This is a genomic window from Paraburkholderia sp. J63, assembly GCF_905220245.1.
Classification (GTDB): Bacteria; Pseudomonadota; Gammaproteobacteria; order Burkholderiales; family Burkholderiaceae; genus Paraburkholderia.
The window spans coordinates 51,291-67,947 of the sequence record NZ_CAJMZF010000014.1 but is presented as its reverse complement, the minus strand read 5'-3'; the positions used below and the strand labels follow the sequence as shown (position 1 = coordinate 67,947).

At 65.5% G+C, this 16,657-nt stretch carries 12 protein-coding genes; 6 read left to right on the top strand and 6 right to left on the bottom strand.

From position 1 onward, the window contains the following. Positions 1-134 precede the first annotated feature (134 nt). From U5775_RS17285 to U5775_RS17265, 5 genes are all read right to left on the bottom strand, one after another. Positions 135-1,184 (bottom strand): sugar phosphate isomerase/epimerase, encoded by a 1,050-nt coding sequence (locus U5775_RS17285; RefSeq protein ID WP_322059303.1) that lies wholly within the window; start codon positions 1,182-1,184, stop codon positions 135-137. Between the two features lie 28 nt (positions 1,185-1,212). Continuing rightward, positions 1,213-2,184, bottom strand: coding sequence for a substrate-binding domain-containing protein (locus tag U5775_RS17280; protein WP_322059302.1), 972 nt, complete (start codon positions 2,182-2,184; stop codon positions 1,213-1,215). Positions 2,185-2,329: 145 nt separating this feature from the next. Continuing rightward, positions 2,330-3,355, bottom strand: coding sequence for an ABC transporter permease (locus tag U5775_RS17275; RefSeq protein ID WP_322059301.1), 1,026 nt, complete (start codon positions 3,353-3,355; stop codon positions 2,330-2,332). Further along, a complete protein-coding gene (locus U5775_RS17270) occupies positions 3,336-4,823 on the bottom strand; it encodes a sugar ABC transporter ATP-binding protein (RefSeq protein ID WP_322059300.1) in 1,488 nt (495 codons plus the stop codon). The genes U5775_RS17275 and U5775_RS17270 overlap by 20 nt, the downstream gene beginning before the upstream one ends. Positions 4,824-4,861: 38 nt before the next feature. Then, positions 4,862-5,935: a LacI family DNA-binding transcriptional regulator gene (locus tag U5775_RS17265; protein ID WP_322059299.1), complete on the bottom strand. Its 1,074-nt coding sequence runs from the start codon at positions 5,933-5,935 to the stop codon at positions 4,862-4,864. 243 nt (positions 5,936-6,178) lie between these two features. On the opposite strand from U5775_RS17265, the gene U5775_RS17260 reads away from it, so the two are divergent. The 3 genes from U5775_RS17260 (at position 6,179) to U5775_RS17250 (ending at position 10,672) form a co-directional block, all read left to right on the top strand. Then, a complete protein-coding gene (locus U5775_RS17260; RefSeq protein ID WP_322059298.1) occupies positions 6,179-6,832 on the top strand; it encodes a protein-L-isoaspartate O-methyltransferase in 654 nt (217 codons plus the stop codon). Between the two features lie 107 nt (positions 6,833-6,939). Then, positions 6,940-7,263 (top strand): rhodanese-like domain-containing protein, encoded by a 324-nt coding sequence (locus tag U5775_RS17255; RefSeq protein ID WP_322059297.1) that lies wholly within the window; start codon positions 6,940-6,942, stop codon positions 7,261-7,263. Between the two features lie 382 nt (positions 7,264-7,645). After that, on the top strand, positions 7,646-10,672 hold the full coding sequence (locus U5775_RS17250; protein ID WP_322059296.1) for a hypothetical protein: 3,027 nt from the start codon (positions 7,646-7,648) through the stop codon (positions 10,670-10,672). 26 nt (positions 10,673-10,698) lie between these two features. Here the strand turns inward: U5775_RS17250 and U5775_RS17245 are convergent, their stop codons facing one another. Continuing rightward, a complete protein-coding gene (locus U5775_RS17245; protein ID WP_322059295.1) occupies positions 10,699-12,018 on the bottom strand; it encodes an aspartate aminotransferase family protein in 1,320 nt (439 codons plus the stop codon). Between the two features lie 366 nt (positions 12,019-12,384). Between U5775_RS17245 and urtA the strand changes: the two genes are divergently transcribed. From urtA to urtC, 3 genes are read left to right on the top strand one after another with little or no spacing between them, the layout of a single operon-like run. Further along, a complete protein-coding gene (gene urtA, locus U5775_RS17240; protein WP_322059294.1) occupies positions 12,385-13,689 on the top strand; it encodes an urea ABC transporter substrate-binding protein in 1,305 nt (434 codons plus the stop codon). Between the two features lie 52 nt (positions 13,690-13,741). After that, on the top strand, positions 13,742-15,427 hold the full coding sequence (gene urtB / locus U5775_RS17235) for an urea ABC transporter permease subunit UrtB (protein ID WP_322059293.1): 1,686 nt from the start codon (positions 13,742-13,744) through the stop codon (positions 15,425-15,427). 1 nt (position 15,428) lies between these two features. After that, positions 15,429-16,637 carry an urea ABC transporter permease subunit UrtC gene (gene urtC, locus U5775_RS17230; RefSeq protein WP_322059292.1) on the top strand — a complete coding sequence of 403 codons (1,209 nt, stop codon included), beginning with the start codon at positions 15,429-15,431 and terminating at the stop codon, positions 16,635-16,637. Positions 16,638-16,657 lie beyond the last annotated feature (20 nt).

The following is a 16,657-nucleotide window of genomic DNA, read 5'->3' as shown; positions in this document are numbered from 1 at the left end:
CAGGAATTGCCGATGCGTACCGGCAACAAAATGCCTGCATTAATGTGCACGCGTTGCATGCGCATGAAGTCATTTGCCGCCTGCACAATCGTGCAGCGCGCGCGACGCACTGCATTGCATCCTCGCGCCGGTCTTCAGAGACCGAGCACGCTCTTCAGCCCCGCGGCGTCGATGCCGCTGCCGGCGAAGTCGTCGAATGCATGCTCGGCCACGCGGATGATGTGCCGCCGGATAAACTCGGCGCCCTCGCGCGCACCGTCGTGCGGATGCTTGAGCGCGCACTCCCATTCGAGCACGGCCCAGCCGGGGTAGTCGTACTGCGTGAGTTTCGAGAAGATCGCGCCGAAGTCGATCTGCCCGTCGCCCAGCGAGCGAAAGCGCCCCGCGCGCTCGACCCAGTTGCTGTAGCCGCCGTAGACGCCCTGGCGGCCGCTGGGCCGGAACTCCGCGTCCTTCACGTGAAATGCCTTGATGCGCGCGTGATAGAGGTCGATGAACGCGAGGTAATCGAGCTGCTGCAACACGAAATGGCTCGGGTCGTAGAGGATGTTCGCGCGCGGATGCTCGTCCACGGCCGCAAGAAAACGCTCGAACGTCACGCCGTCGTGCAGGTCCTCGCCCGGATGCAGCTCGTAGCATACGTCGACGCCCGCGGCATCGAACGCATCGAGAATCGGCCGCCAGCGCTGCGCGAGCGCTTCGAACGCGGTCTCGACGAGCCCTGCCGGCCGCTGCGGCCACGGATACAGATACGGCCACGCGAGCGCGCCCGAAAACGTCACGTGCGCGGCCAGCCCCAGGTTCTTCGACGCCTTCGCGGCCAGCATCAGTTGCCCGATGGCCCACGCAGTGCGCGCCTCGCGGTCGCCGCGCACGTGCGGCGCGGCAAAGCCGTCGAATAGCGCGTCGTAGGCCGGATGCACGGCCACGAGCTGGCCTTGCAGATGCGTCGAGAGCTCGGTGATCGCGACGCCCGCGTCCTCGGCGACCTGGCGCAGCTCGTCGCAGTACGCGACGCTCGACGCGGCCCGGTCGAGATCGATCAGGCGCGCGTCGCAGGGCACCTGAATGCCCTTGTAGCCCAGTTGCGCGGCCCACTCGGCCATGTGCGCGAAGCTGTCGAACGGCGCGTCGTCGCCGAGGAACTGGGCGAGGAAAATCGCCGGCCCCTTGATGGTTTTCATCGCCAACCTCCCTCGTTGCGGCCCGACCTCAGAACGGCGAGTCGGGGAAGTAGAACTGCTTCGCGTTCTCCTTCGTGATGAGCACCGAAGGAATGATCGTCGTGGGCGGCAGCGACTTGCCCTGCAGGCGCGCCTCGGCGGTCAGCTTGATCGCGTCGTAGATGAACTTCGGCGAATACGACACGTCGGCCTTGATGAGCGGGTCGCCGTCCATCACGCGCTTGACCATGTCCTTCGATCCCGCGCCGCCGAACACGATCTTGATGTCCGTACGCTTGGCCTGGTCGATCGCCTTGAGCACGCCCACGGCCATGTCGTCGTCGGCGGCCCAGACCGCGTCGATGTGCTTGAAGCGCGTGAGGAAGTCCTGCATGGTGCGGAACGCATCGTCGCGGTTCCAGTTCGCGTACTTCGCGTCGAGGATCTTCATGTCGGGATAGTTCTTGAGCACCGACGTGAAGGCGGTCCAGCGCTCGTTGTCGAGCGTCGTGGGAATGCCGCGCAACGCGACGATGTCGCCCTTGCCGTTCAGCTGCTTCGCGAGATATTCGGCGGGGATCTTGCCGAACGCGGTGTTATCACCAGCTACGTAGGCATCCTGAGCACTTTTATCCGTGAGGCCGCGGTCCACCACCGTCACGTAGACGCCTTTCTTCTTCACCTGCGCCACCGGCTGCGTGAGCGACGCCGACTCGTATGGGAAGATCACGAGCGCGTTGATCTTGTTGACGGTCACGAGGTCCTGCAACTGGTTGGCCTGATCGGGCGCGTTGGCGGCGGTCTTGACGATGATCTTCAGGTCCGGATGCGCCTTCTCGAGATCCTTCTTCGCCTCGTTCGCCCACCAGACGATGCCGCCCGTGAAGCCGTGATCGGCAGTCGGAATCGCCACGCCCAGCGTCACTTTCTCTTGCGCCCGCGCGGGCGCTGTGCCGAGCACCGCCGCCACGCCGAGCGCCAGTACGCCCGCCCCGCAGAACCTGCGAATCGCCTTGTTCATGTTGCCGTCTCCTCATGTGCGCTCATGCGAGCGTCGTCCGTGTGACCGTGTGAAAGTCCTGCCTCCTTCTGCCTGCCGCTCAAGCACTTTTAAGCACCTGCTTTCCGATAGCTCATAAATATTTCGTAATCCATACCAAATCAACTCACCGCCTGCCGCGCTGCAGGAAGGCCACGGCGATGATTGCCACGCCCTGCACCGCCGCATTGAGATACACGCTGATGATGCTCGTGAGATTGAGGATGTTCGCGATCACCGAGAGCAGCACCGCGCCCACCACGGTGCCCGCCACGCGGCCTTCGCCGCCCTTGAGCGCGGTGCCGCCCACCACCACGGCCGCGATCGCTTCGAGCTCCCACAGCAAGCCCGTGGTCGGCGTGGCGGAGCCGAGGCGCGGCACGTAGAGCACGGTCGCCACGCCCACGCACATGCCGACGAGCACATAAGTCGCGCACTTCACGCGATCGACGCGTATGGCCGCATAGCGCGCCACCTGCTCGTTCGAGCCGATCGCCTGCACGTGACGCCCGAACGCCGTGCGATTGAGGATCAGCGCGCCGCCCACCGCGGTGAGCGCGAACACCCAGACGGGCACCGGCACGCCGAAAAGGCTCGCGTAATAGACGGGCCCGTAGAGATCGGCGAGATTGTTCTGCAGCGTGAGCGCACCGCCATCGGCGAGCCACGTGAGCACCGAGCGGAAGATGCCGAGCGTGCCGAGCGTCACGATGAACGGCTCGATGCGTCCGCGCGTGATCAGCAAGCCGTGCGCGAGCCCGAACAGCGCGCCGAGCGCGAGCGCAATCGCGATGCCGATCGCCACGATGGCCACGGGCGCGAGCGCATGGCCGCCCACGCCCGCCGCGAGCGTGTTCATCGTCCAGATCATCACGCCCGCGATGAGCGCGGCCATCGAGCCCACGGAAAGATCGATGCCGCCCGAGATGATCACGAAGGTCATGCCCACCGAAATGATGCCGATGAACGAAGTGCGCGTGAGCACGTTGAGCAGGTTGTCGACGGTGGCGAAGTCGCGGTTGAGCAGCGTGCCGAGCACGCATAGCGCGATCAGGCCGATGAGCGGGCCCACGCCCGCGAGCCGGTGCGCGAGCGCGGCGAGGCGCCGTGCGCGGCCGTGCGGGTGCGCCGCTTCAGTGGGTGCCGGTTGCATGAGCGATGAGCTCCTCTTCGTTGAGCTGCGCCTCGGCGAGCGTGGCGACGAGCCGGCCCGCGCGCATCACGGCGACGCGGTGCGCAAGGCCGATCAGCTCGATGAGCTCGGACGAGATCACGATCACGGCGCGCCCCGAGGCCGCGAGCCGCTGGATCAGGAAATAGATGTCGCGTTTCGCGCCGATATCGACGCCGCGCGTGGGCTCGTCGAGCACGATCACGCGCGGGTCGGGCTGCAGAAATTTGGCGAGCGCGAGCTTCTGCTGGTTGCCGCCCGAGAGCATGCGCGCGCGACTGGAAAGATCGCCGGTGCGGATGCCGAATTCGCGCACCGCCGTCTCCAGCGCGCGCCGTCCCGCCTTGAGATCGAGCAGCGGCCAGCCGTAGCGTTCGAGCGTCATCAGCGTGAGGTTGTCCTGGAGACTCAGGTCCAGATGCAGGCCGCGCCCCTTGCGGTCCTCGCTCAGATACGTGAGGCCGTGGCGCACGGCGTCGCGCGGATGCCTGAGCGCCACCGCGCGCCCATCGATCTCGATCGTCCCGGCGCGCCGCGCGCGCAGGCCCACGATCGCCTCGAACGCTTCGCTACGCCCCGCGCCCACGAGCCCCGCGAAGCCCAGAATCTCGCCCGCGCGCACCTCGAAGCTCAGGTCCTCGACCCTGCCCGGCACCGCAAGACCGCTCACGCGCAGCGCGACGGGCGCATCGGCGCTCGCCGGCGTCTTTTCCGGGAACATGTCGGAGAGCTCACGCCCCACCATCAGGTTCGCCATCTGCTGGCGCGCGAGCCCCGCCGTCGCGCTCGCCGCGACGAAGCGGCCGTCGCGCATCACGATCACGTCGTCGGTGATGCGCTCGACTTCGTCGAGCTTGTGCGAGATATAGACGATCGTCGTGCCGTCGGCGCGCAGCTTCGTCATCAGCGCAAAGAGGCGCGCGGTTTCGGCGGGCGTGAGCGTCGCGGTGGGCTCGTCCATGATGAGCAGGCGCGCGTGCCGCGACAGCGCCTTCGCAATCTCCACCAGTTGCTTTTCCGCGACGATCAGCTCGCGCACCGGCGTGTCCGGGCTGCGCGCGAGCCCCACCTGCGCGAGCAGGGCGCGCGCTTCACGGCGCATCGCGGCATCGTCGACGAAGGGGCCGCGCTTCTTCTCGTGACCGAGAAAGATGTTCTGCGCGATCGTCAGATGCTCGGCGAGGTTGAACTCCTGATGGATCAGCACGATGCCGGCGGCCTCGGCCTCGCGCGAGCCCTCGAAACTGCACGCGCGCCCGTCCACGAGCATCTCGCCCGCGCTCGCGCGCTCGTAGCCCGCGAGGATCCTCATGAGCGTGGACTTGCCCGCGCCGTTCTCGCCGAGCAGACCATGGATGCGGCCGGGCGCGAGCTCGAAGGTGACGCCGTGCAGCACGCGCACGGGGCCGAAGTCCTTGCGGATGTCGGTAAATCGCACGGCGACGCTCATGGCCGGCCGCTCCTCCTTGTGTGATGGCGTCTGCACGCTCAGCCGCTTTGCCGAACCACCAGCCGGTGCGGCAGCAGCACGCCCGGCACGTTCGCCTGCGGATCGGCGAGGCGCCGCAGCAGCAGGCGCGCGGCGGTCTCGCCCAGCTCGCGCATCGGCTGCGCGATGGTCGTGAGCGGCGGGTCCACCTGCGCGGCAAGCGCGATGTCGTCGAAGCCCACCACGGCGACGTCCTCGGGTACGCACCAGCCCACCCCGCGCAAGCCGTTGAGCACGCCCACCGCGAGCGTGTCCGAGACCGCGAAAATGGCGTCGGGCGCTTCGCTGCGGCGCACGCGCATCAGCGCGGCGGCGGCCTCCCCGCCCGCCTCGTAGTCGAGGCAGTTCACGTTCACGCGCCACGCGTCGCGCGCCTCGATGCCGGCTTCGGCGAGCGCGGCCAGATAGCCGTCGCGGCGCTGCTGCGCGTAGAGATAGTGGTCGTCGGAGTTGATGAGCGCGACACGGCGGCGCCCGCCCGCGATCAGATGCCGCACCGCGTCGCGCGCGGCCCGAAAGTTGTCGATGCCGACGTACGGCACGCCCACGGCCGGATCGAACTCGCAGCAGGCGACCCATGGCAGCGCCGTCGATTCGTCGGCCATCATCCGGTTGGCCTGCTGGACCGTGGCCGGGTCGAGGCAGATCGCGCCGTCCGCGCGATGGCGGCGCAGCAGGTCGAAATAGCTGCGCTCGCGGCCCGCATCGGCGCCGGTGTCGCACAGCAGCATGAAGTAGCCGTGCTGGCGCGCGACGCTGTCGATGCCGCGCACGATCTCGGCATAGAACGGGTTGCCGAAGTCCGGCACCATCGTCAGCAGCAGGCGGCTTTCCGCCGTGCGCAGGTTGCGCGCGAGCTCGTTGACGCGATAGCCGCTCGCCTCGATCTCGGCCAGCACGCGCTCGCGGGTGGCGGGCCGCACGTTGGCATGGCCGTTGAGCACGCGCGAGACCGTGGCGACCGAGACGCCCGCGCGCCGGGCCACCGCCGCGATCGAGCTGCCGCGCGCGGTGGCCGGGGCCTCATCGGCTTCCGGCAAGCTGGTGGACCCCGGTTGCGGCTGAGCGGGCATCGCGCGTCCGTCAGAATGTAATCGATTACATTCTTGGTCCGGATCGGCCCAAACTTCAAGGCGAGCGTAGCCAGGACAAATACTGATCCGCTTGCGCGTTTGAGCTGCCGCCGGCCAGGCGCGGCGCGAAAGCCCTTTGGTACAATCTCGCGGTTGCCTGGCACCGTTTTTTCTGCGCCACTTTGACCGTGTATCCGGGGCCGGGCCATCTGCATAGAACCCGAACCATAACGCCGAGTCACCATGAACATCGAACAAGCGCGTTTCAACATGATCGAACAGCAGATTCGCCCCTGGGAAGTGCTCGACCAGGACGTGCTGAACCTGCTCTCGATCGTCAAGCGAGAGCATTTCGTCCCCGCGGCCTATGTCGATCTCGCGTTCGCCGACCTCGAGGTGCCGCTGCCCAACGACCAGCACATGCTGGCGCCGCGCGTCGAAGCGCGCGTGCTGCAGGAGCTCGCGGTCAAGAAGCACGAGAGCGTGCTGGAGATCGGCGCGGGTTCGGGCTATATGGCGGCGCTGCTCGCGCATCGCGCGCAGAAGGTGCTGACGGTGGAGATCGACACGGAGCTCGCCGATTTCGCGCGCGCCAACTTCGTGAAGAACGGCGTGCTGAACGCCGAGGTCGTGCAGGGCGACGGCTCGCGCGGCTGGGCGGCCAACGCGCCCTACGACGTGATCTGCGTCTCGGGCGGCCTGCCCGTGGTGCCGCAGGAACTGCTCGAGCAACTGAAGGTGGGCGGGCGCATGGCGGCTTTCGTCGGCGGCGCGCCGGTCATGGAAGCCCAGATCATCACGCGCATGGACGAAAAACAGTACCGCATCGCGAGCGTGTTCGAGACGTACGTCGAGCCGCTCGAAAACGCGGTGCAGCCCTCGCGCTTCAAGTTCTAGGCCCGTAGTTCCCGGCCCGCAGTTTGGCCCATACCCAGGCCATATCCTGTTATTGTTCGTAGCGGGCCGCGCAAGCGGCTCGTACTTTTTCAACGACCGAGTCTCACATGCAGAATCTGACCGCCCCCGCCCTCGCCGAATGGCTCGCCGACACCTCGCGCGACGCCCCCGTGCTGCTCGACGTGCGCGAGCCCTGGGAGATCCAGACCGCCAACATCGCCGGCAGCGTCTCGATTCCGATGGCGCAGATTCCGGCCCGCAGCGAGGAGCTCGACGACGAGGCGCAGATCGTCTGCGTCTGCCACCACGGCGCGCGCAGCGCCCAGGTCGCGATGTTCCTCGAGTCGCGCGGCTTCACGAAGGTGTTCAACCTGCAGGGTGGTATCGACGCGTGGTCGCGTCAGGTGGATCCCAAGGTGCCGACGTACTGAGGACCTCAGCAGCGGCACGCCCGCTTTTGCAGGTAGCTGTCACGAAGGGCGCGGCGCACACCGCGCCTTTTTGTTTTTCGGGCGTACCCACGTTGATTGACGGTTTGCCAACGAGCCGCCAACCGTCCGATTTCGAGTGCGCGCGCAGGCTCATGCAAGCCGCGCTTCTACTCCCGCGCATGTCCGCTGGACGCCTCGGATTGTCTATCCCGCCGCCCCGGACCAAAGGCGTGTCGCCGCTTGATCGCGCACGTTGAATCGCCTGGCAGTCGTACAGCCACCGCATGAGATTTCATTACCGCGCGCACTCGCGACTCTGTTGTCATAGGCACGTCCGCACCTTGGCGTGGACATCCCCACAATCGTAAAGCGAGGTGAGCCTATGTCGCCCCCTGTTGGCAGTACCGACTCCAATGCCTGGTACGACCCGTCGTCGCAGGATAGCCAGCAAACACCGTCGAATCAGCAAGATCAGCAGATTCAGCAAGAGCAATCGGCCCAGCAAACTCAACAGGACCAGCAGACTCCGTCGAGCCAGGATCAACAGGTTCAGCAAGATCAACCGCCCGAGCAAACTCAACCAAGCCAGCAGACTCAGCAAACCGACCAGCCCCAGCAGCCGACGTCGATCACGACGTCCATGCAAGTGAATTACGCACAATCGCAGCAAACGTCCACGCCAGCAGAGGCATCTGGAGCGCCAGCAATTTCGCCCTCTGACGTTCCGCGGGCTGAGGCGCAGCACCTCGTCGACACGTATGAGTCCGGCAAGGGCTACCCAGACGACGAGACGAATGCGAAGGCGCTTTCCGAACTTCAGGAGGACGGCCTGCGCGGCGAATCGCCGGATGCCATCAAGTTCCAAACCCAGCAAACGCAAACCCGTCAGAAGATTGAAGCGCTGCCGCAAAAGGAGCGCGAACGGTACAGCGGCATGCAGGCACAGGGCATCAATGTGTACGAGTCCATGAAATCGCCATCCGATCGTGCGAAGGTCCAGCAAACCATGGACGGCCAGGTGACCCAACCGGTGGACACGGCATACCAGAAGATCAAGAGCGACCCGACGCAGCGCGTACCCCTGGAATTCAACGCGCCGTTCGGTTCGCAATATCTGGGATCGGCGGGGCAGCAACAGATAGCAAGACTCCAACAACTGCACGACGATTTCAATGGGGCGAAGACGCCTGAGCAACGCGAAACCGTGTTCCGTCAGGCAGCGGAACTCCGTCACAGCATGCAGTTGCAGATCGGAAGCAACATTGCGTATGGCAAAACGCAGGTGGATCAGCAGTGGGCCGAAGCCGACAAGGAGTTACTCACGGCACAGGAGAACGCCAACAACATGAGCATCGCGACGCTGGGCGATCTCGACAACACGAGTTCATTCGAACGACTCAAATCGTTTGCAGACAATGGCCTCGCGTCGGAGCGCAACGTGCGGGAATTCCAGTATCAGATTCAACACAACCCCGAACGCTTCGGCCCCGTCAAGACGTGGTACGCCGACGCGGCGGCGAAGACCGAATGGGCGCGCAAGAAAATCCAGGACGATCCTTTCCGACGCACGCCCGATTTACCCGGCCCGCTTCCGGACTTCACGAATATGAAAACCGACGATTTGCGCATCGGCAACTACGGAGCGGAACTGCTGGATCGCTACAAGCAGGCGAACCAGGGGATTGCCGCGGACCAGGCGATGTATCACTCCGCCAGCCAGGGTGGCCCGATCAGGGAAGAGTATCTCAATACGCATACGCCGCCGAAACCTCTGTGGCAGCAGCGGGCCGAGGATGTGCTGGGTCGCTTCTTCGTCGGGATGGTGCCCGGCGTAAATCTGCTCACACCCTGGATCGTTCCGGCGAACTCGCTTTCCCAAGATGCGAAAAACGGCATTGACTTGATGTCGGGTGTTCTCTCGGGGATGCTTGGGTTTGCGAAACTTCCGAGCACCCCCAAGCCCCGAGGAGATGGAGGTGGAGGCGCAACGGGCAGAGGAGTAACGCCGCCCGGTGGTGAAGTCAAATCCGGCGAAGGCACAGGCACGGGCGCCAAGACCGAGACCGAGACCGGTAGCAACGGTGAATCGGGCGAGCCCCCGAGCGGCACTGAGGGCGGCACAGGCGTACGCGGCGGTGGCTCACCGCAAGGAACTGGCACGCCAACCAAAGGACCCACAATGTCGAACATCGCCAACGTGCCCGCGGCTTACGTGAGCCATCCGACAGAACCTCTCATAGCGGATCCCAAGTATCGCGGCATCTACCGCGACAGCAAGGGAAACGGCTATATCCGGCAGGGTGACCAAACCTTCGCCGTGAGCTACCAAAAGGATAATGGAACGTGGACCGTGAACGCGCCTCGTGGAGATTACTCAGCACCCTATCCGGTGCGGCTCAACCGTGAAGGGAACTGGGAACCGAATGCAGATACCGGTTTGAAGGGAGGGGGCGGCCCCAAGTACACTTCATTGCCCGGCGGGGGGCGGACCATGTATACCGATGAGGCCGGTCGCATCGCATACGAAAGCTATGAAAGCGGAGGCAATTATGCAGAGACCGCAAGGCTGATGGGCAAGTCCAGTCAAACAACAAAGGCTTATATGGAGCGATATGCGAAGGAGCACGGCCTCCCAGTGCCCTACAGTGTCGCATCACGCCTCGAATTGAATTGGATGAGTGACGGAACAGGAAAATCCATTTATACCGACCTGTCAAACGGGAGTTCGTTGGCGGATGTCGCAAACAAATATACGAGCGGCAACACACTGGCGGCATATCGGAGTGCAATGCGATATGCACGCACCAACGATGTCTCGACTGAACCGGTTGTACAGTTCAGACCGAAAGGGACTGCCGGGGAAGCAGGACCCGCATCCGGCGCCGGGCTGGCAACAACAAGTGACCAGCCGCACGTAGATCCCATGACGCATGAGCAATTCAACGAGGCGGCAAAGCTCTACGACGAGGGCAAACTGTCGCGCGAGGATATTGCAAAAGAAACCGGCATACCCAAGCCATGGGTTGACGAGATCGCCGGGGGCAAAGGCCATTGGTCGGATTCGCAGCAAGGATATGTCGTGTCGCCCCGTGCGCCTGGCAGTCCGTCAGAGCCGCCTGCGAAGGTCCAGCGTCTGACCGGGCCAGCCGAGGCGGAGCAGGCGTGGGGGCGCACACAGGTCCAGCAGTACATCAACGATCCCAATCCGCTTGACAACGAAACCTTCAACTCCATCTACGACTGGCTCAACGAAAATGGCCCTGCGCCAGCCGGATTGCAACAGGCGATGAGAGATCAGGGATTTCCCAACCTGACGCCGGATTTGGTGCGCGCGTATCTCAATCCCAACGTCAACGCCCCACTCACCACCCAGCAACGCATCGACATTGCCAGGTGGCTTGGGGTTTGAGGGTCACGCGCAAACGGGCACGTCCTTCACTCCACCTCGTGCAACACCAGCGCGACGGTGGAGAAGATCTCCTCGATCTGCGCCTCGTCCACGATCAGCGGCGGCGAGAACGCCAGGATGTCGCCCGTATAGCGCGTGAGCACGCCCTTCTGGTAGCAGCGCACGAAAACCTCATAGGCGCGCGCGCCCGGCGCGTCTTCGCGCGGCTCCAGCTCCACGCCGCCCACGAGCCCGAGATTGCGCACGTCGATCACGTGCGGCTCGCCCTTGAGCTTGTGGATCTCGCGCTCGAACACCGACGCCATTTGCGCCGCGCGCCCGAATAGTCCCTCGCGCTCGTACAGGTCGATGGTCGCGCACGCGGCCGCGGCGGCGACGGGGTGGCCCGAATAGGTGTAGCCGTGAAAGAGCTCGATGCCGCTGGGCGCGCCGCCCACGATGGCGTCGTGGATGCGTGCGCTCGCGGCCACGGCGCCCATCGGCACAGCGGCGTTGTTGGTGCCTTTGGCCATCGTCAGCAGGTCGGGCGTCACGCCGAAGTAATTGGCCGCGAACGGCGCGCCGAGGCGCCCCCAGCCCGTAATCACCTCGTCGAAAATCAGCAAGATGCCGTGCTTGTCGCAAATCTCGCGCAGGCGCTGCAAATAGCCCTGCGGCGGAATCAGCACGCCGGCCGAGCCCGCCACCGGCTCGACGATCACGGCCGCGATGGTCGACGCGTCGTGCAGCGCGCACAGCCGCTCGAGCTCGTCGGCGAGATGGGTGCCCCAGGTCGGCTGGCCCTTCGAGAAGCCCGCCTCGCGGATATTGAGCGTATGCGGCAGATGGTCGACCGAAGGCAGCAACTGGCCCGAATACGCCTTGCGGTTCGGCGCGATGCCGCCCACCGAGATGCCGCCGAAGCCCACGCCGTGATAGCCGCGCTCGCGCCCGATGAAGCGCGTGCGCTGCCCTTCGCCGCGCGCGCGATGGAACGCCAGCGCGATCTTGAGCGCCGTGTCCACGGCCTCGGAGCCCGAATTGGTGAAGAAGATGTGCTTGAGGTCGCCGGGCGTGTGCTTCGCGATCTTCTGCGCGGCCTCGAAGGCCTTGGGGTGGCCCATCTGGAACGTCGGCGCGAAATCCATTTCCTCGGCCTGCGCCTTCACCGCGGCGACGATCTCGTCGCGGCAATGCCCCGCGTTCACGCACCAGAGGCCCGCAGTGCCGTCGAGAATCTGCCGGCCGTCGTGCGAGGTGTAGTACATCCCTTTCGCGCCGACGAGCAGCCGCGGCGCACTCTTGAACTGCCGATTGGCGGTGAAGGGCATCCAGAACGCGGACAGATCGGGCAGGCTGGCATTCATCTACATCTCCTTGATCTCTGTGATGGGACGATGGCGTTTCACTGCATTCAGCCCGGCTTCCAGTTCAGTTCTGGCTCAATTCAGTTCAGCTCAGTTCAGTTTAGGCAGCGCTTCCCGCATGCACAACGATGCAGCGCGCGCCCGAACATGCATCTCATTGCACCATATTCGCTCACCCGCTGCGCGGCGCTGCAAACGGTGCAATCCGCCAACGCCTTGCGCCGCCACGCGCCGCGCCCATGCCGCGCGACGGCTTCGCCTGGCATAACGCTTGCAGTAATTCCCCCTCGCAAGGCTGGACACTCACACTGGCGGTGCGTAACCAGACGCGCCGCGACCCACGACGTCAACCAGAAAGGGGCACACATGAACCGTCGCAGTCTGTTGAAACTCGGGACGATGTCGGGCGCGCTCGCGCTCGCGGGGCGCGTGCCGTTCGCGCGCGCCGACACGGGCAGCGGCCCGATCAAGGTCGGCATCCTGCATTCGCTCTCGGGCACCATGGCGATCTCCGAGACGTCGCTGAAGGACACCGCGCTGATGACGTTCGCCGATATCAACAAGAACGGCGGCGTCATGGGCCGGCAGATCCAGCCCGTGGTGGTCGACCCGGCGTCGAACTGGCCGCTGTTCGCCGAAAAGGCCCGCCAGCTTCTCACCGTGGACAAGGTCGCCTGCGTATTCGGCTGCTGGACCTCGGTGTCGCGCAAGTCGGTGCTGCCGGTGTTCGAAGAGCTCAACGGCCTGCTCTATTACCCGGTGCAGTACGAGGGCGAGGAAATGTCGCGCAACGTGTTCTATACCGGCGCGGCGCCCAACCAGCAGGCGATTCCCGCTGTCGAATACCTGATGAGCGACGAAGGCGGCGGCGCGAAGCGCTTCTTCCTGCTAGGCACGGACTATGTGTATCCGCGCACCACCAACAAGATCCTGCGTTCCTTCCTGCATTCGAAGGGCGTGAAGGACAGCGATATTCAGGAGGTCTACACACCGTTCGGCCATAGCGACTATCAGACCATCGTCGCGAACATCAAGACCTTCTCGCAGGGCGGCAAGACCACGGTCGTGTCGACCATCAATGGCGACTCGAACGTGCCGTTCTACAAGGAGCTCGGCAATCAGGGCATCAAGGCGACCGACGTGCCCGTGGTCGCGTTCTCGGTGGGCGAGGAGGAGCTGCGCGGCATCGACACGAAGCCGCTCGTGGGCCACCTCGCGGCGTGGAACTACTTCATGTCGGTGAAGGGCCCGCAGAACACGAAGTTCAAGGAGCAGTTCGCCGAGTGGGTGAAGACGAACAACCTGCCGGGCGGAGCCAAACGCGTGACGAACGACCCGATGGAGGCGACCTTCGTAGGCATCCACATGTGGAAACAGGCGGTGGAGAAGGCGCAGAGCACCGACGTCGACAAGGTGCGCGTGGCGATGATCGGCCAGACGGTGGCGGCGCCTTCGGGCTTCACGCTCACGATGGACGGCAACCATCATCTGCACAAGCCGGTGATGATCGGCGAGATCCGCGGCGACGGGCAGTTCAACGTCGTGTGGCGAACCAAAACCGCGATCCGCGCGCAGCCGTGGAGCCCGTTCATCGCGGGCAACGAAGGCAAGCCCGACGTGGTGAGCTCGAGCGTCTTGCCCGGCTTCCTGCGCCGCTCGCGCACCGCCTGACGTCGTGCAGCGCCGCGCCGCCGTGCGCGGCGCGCACCAGGAATAAACCATCATGGCTCTCTTACTCTCGAGATTCGTCCGGGTGCGAGCGCGCGTGTGCGTGCGCCGCTCACGCGCCGCGCACCCCCTCGTGCTTGTGCTGGCACTCGCGCTTTGCGCAGCGTTCGCCACAGGCGCCCATGCGCTCGAAGCAGCCGACATTGCGCCGCTCGCCGGCGACGACTTCGATGCGAAGTCCGCCGCCATCGACAAGCTCATCGCGACGCACGACGCCGCGTCGCTCGCGCTGTTGAAGGCGCTTGCCGAGGACAACGTCAGCGCGACGGACTCGGGCGAAGTGCTCGTGCAAGACAGTGCGGACGAACAAGGCACACGCGACGCCGCCACCGGCAAGCCGGTACCGCCAGGCGTCGCGGCGAGCGCGCAGCCCATTACGCTGAACAACCTGCTGCGCTCGAAAGTGGCGGGCGCGGTGTCGGGCCTGCAGCTCGCCTCGCCCGACGTAGCGACGCGCCGCACGGCCATCGCCGAGCTGCTGAAGAACCCAGATCCGGCGATGAAGCCGATGATCGACGCCGCGCGGGCGAAGGAAACCGATCCCGCGCTCAAGCGCCGCCTCGATACGCTCTGGGCCATGACCGCGCTGCACGACCCCAATGCGGCCACGCGCCTCGAAGCCGTTAAGCTGGTGGCCGCGCGCCGCGACCTCGACATGTACGAGCTACTGCGCCCGCTCGTGGCCAAAAGCGCGAGCGGCGTCTGGAGCGAGCCCGACGCCAAGGTGCGCGCCACCGCGCAACGCGGACTCGACGCGCTCGATTCGATCCAGCGCCGCAGCGAGATTGCGGGCACGCTGTTCGCGGGCCTCTCGCTCGGCAGCGTGCTGCTGCTCGCGGCGCTCGGGCTCGCGATCACCTATGGCCTCATCGGCGTCATCAATATGGCGCACGGCGAGTTCCTCATGATCGGTGCGTACGCAACCTGGGTGGTGCAGACGCTGTTCCAGCGCTACGCGCCCGGCGCATTCGACTGGTATCCGCTCCTCGCGATTCCGGCGTCGTTCGTCGCCGCCGCGCTGGTGGGCGCCGTCATCGAGCGGCTCGTGATCCGCCATCTCTATGGCCGGCCGCTCGAGACGCTGCTCACCACCTTCGGCATCAGCCTGATCCTCATTCAGGCCACGCGGATGATCTTCGGCGCACAGAACGTGCAGGTCGAGAATCCCGCCTGGATGAGCGGCGGCGTCACGCTGATGCAGAACCTCATCCTGCCGTACAACCGCCTCGCGATCCTCGCGTTCTCGCTGATCGTGGTGGGCATCGCGTGGGCCGTGCTCACGAAGACGCGCCTCGGCCTGTTCGTGCGCGCCGTCACGCAGAACCGGCGCATGGCCGCGTGCGTGGGCGTGCGCACCGCGCGCGTGGATGCCTGGGCGTTCGCATTCGGCGCCGGCATCGCGGGGCTGGGCGGCTGCGCGCTCTCGCAGATCGGCAACGTGGGCCCCGATCTCGGCCAGAGCTACATCATCGACTCGTTCATGGCCGTGGTGCTCGGCGGCGTCGGACAGCTCGCCGGCACCGTGATCGGCGGCTTTGGCCTCGGGCTCGTCTCCAAAGCCATCGAGCCGTTCTGGGGCGCGGTGCTCGCCAAGATCGCCGTGCTCGTGCTGATCGTGCTCTTCATCCAGAAGCGCCCGCAGGGCCTGTTCGCCCTCAAGGGCCGCAGCGCGGAGGCATGACATGACGACCACGGCCAGCTCCAGCCCACAGCGCGCCGCGTATGGCGCAAGCGTTGCGCCCCGCGACGCCCGCCCCGAATCGTTCGCGCTCGGACTTCCCGAACGGCCCGCGCTGCTCCCGCGCCGCGCGTGGCTCGCGCTCATCGCCCTCGTCGTGGCGATGGGTGTGGGCGTGCCGCTGTGCGCGCTCGTGCTCCCGCAATCGAGCGCGCTGCATCTCTCGGCCTATACGATGACGCTCGCCGGCAAGCTCATGTGCTATGCGATCGCCGCGCTCGCGCTCGATCTCGTATGGGGCTACTGCGGCATCCTGAGTCTCGGCCATGGGCTCTTTTTCGCGCTCGGCGGCTACGCCATCGGCATGTATCTGATGCGCGAGATCGGTCACGACGGCAAATACGGCAGCGACCTGCCCGACTTCATGGTGTTCCTCGACTGGCACACGCTGCCGTGGTACTGGCAGGGCACGCAGCACCTCTGGTACGCCTTGCTGCTCGTCGTGCTCGCGCCCGCGCTGCTCGCCTGGGTATTCGGCTTCTTCACGTTCCGCTCGCGCGTGAAAGGCGTCTATCTGTCGATCATCACCCAGGCCATGACCTTCGCGGCGATGCTGCTGTTCTATCGGAACGAGACGGGCTTTGGCGGCAACAACGGCTTCACCGACTTCAAGCGCATCGCGGGTGCGCCCATCACGCATCCGGGCACGCGCACCGTGCTCCTGCTGCTGACCTTCGCCGCGCTCGTGCTCGCCTTTCTCGCCGCGCGCGCCATCGTCACTTCCCGGCTCGGCCGCGTCGTGACCGCCGTGCGCGATGGCGAAGCGCGCCTCATGTTCCTCGGCTACAGCCCGCTCGGCTACAAGCTCTTCGTCTGGACCGTCTCGGCCGTGCTGTGCGGCATCGCGGGCGCGCTCTACGTGCCGCAGGTGGGCATCATCAACCCGAGCGAGATGTCGCCGGGCAACTCGATCGAAATGGCGATCTGGGTGGCCGTGGGCGGACGCGGCACGCTCATCGGCCCGATCGTCGGCGCGTTCGCCGTGAACGGCGCGAAGAGCTTCTTTACCGCCCACTTCGCCGAGTACTGGCTGTTCTTCCTCGGCCTCATCTTCGTGCTGGTGCCGCTCCTGCTGCCCAACGGCATCGTGGGACTCGTCGAACTCCTGGCGCGGCGCCTGAAAGACCTTACTGCCAAGGGCAAGCGCTCATGAACGGACACCTGCTGCTCAAC

Bases quoted from the DNA above. Each gene is read 5' to 3' on its own strand.
- U5775_RS17285 (WP_322059303.1), bottom strand. From the start codon at position 1,184: ATGAAAACCATCAAGGGGCCGGCGATTTTCCTCGCCCAGTTCCTCGGC.
- U5775_RS17280 (WP_322059302.1), bottom strand. From the start codon at position 2,184: ATGAACAAGGCGATTCGCAGGTTCTGCGGGGCGGGCGTACTGGCGCTC.
- U5775_RS17275 (WP_322059301.1), bottom strand. From the start codon at position 3,355: ATGCAACCGGCACCCACTGAAGCGGCGCACCCGCACGGCCGCGCACGG.
- U5775_RS17270 (WP_322059300.1), bottom strand. From the start codon at position 4,823: ATGAGCGTCGCCGTGCGATTTACCGACATCCGCAAGGACTTCGGCCCC.
- U5775_RS17265 (WP_322059299.1), bottom strand. From the start codon at position 5,935: ATGCCCGCTCAGCCGCAACCGGGGTCCACCAGCTTGCCGGAAGCCGAT.
- U5775_RS17260 (WP_322059298.1), top strand. From the start codon at position 6,179: ATGAACATCGAACAAGCGCGTTTCAACATGATCGAACAGCAGATTCGC.
- U5775_RS17255 (WP_322059297.1), top strand. From the start codon at position 6,940: ATGCAGAATCTGACCGCCCCCGCCCTCGCCGAATGGCTCGCCGACACC.
- U5775_RS17250 (WP_322059296.1), top strand. From the start codon at position 7,646: ATGTCGCCCCCTGTTGGCAGTACCGACTCCAATGCCTGGTACGACCCG.
- U5775_RS17245 (WP_322059295.1), bottom strand. From the start codon at position 12,018: ATGAATGCCAGCCTGCCCGATCTGTCCGCGTTCTGGATGCCCTTCACC.
- urtA (WP_322059294.1), top strand. From the start codon at position 12,385: ATGAACCGTCGCAGTCTGTTGAAACTCGGGACGATGTCGGGCGCGCTC.
- urtB (WP_322059293.1), top strand. From the start codon at position 13,742: ATGGCTCTCTTACTCTCGAGATTCGTCCGGGTGCGAGCGCGCGTGTGC.
- urtC (WP_322059292.1), top strand. From the start codon at position 15,429: ATGACGACCACGGCCAGCTCCAGCCCACAGCGCGCCGCGTATGGCGCA.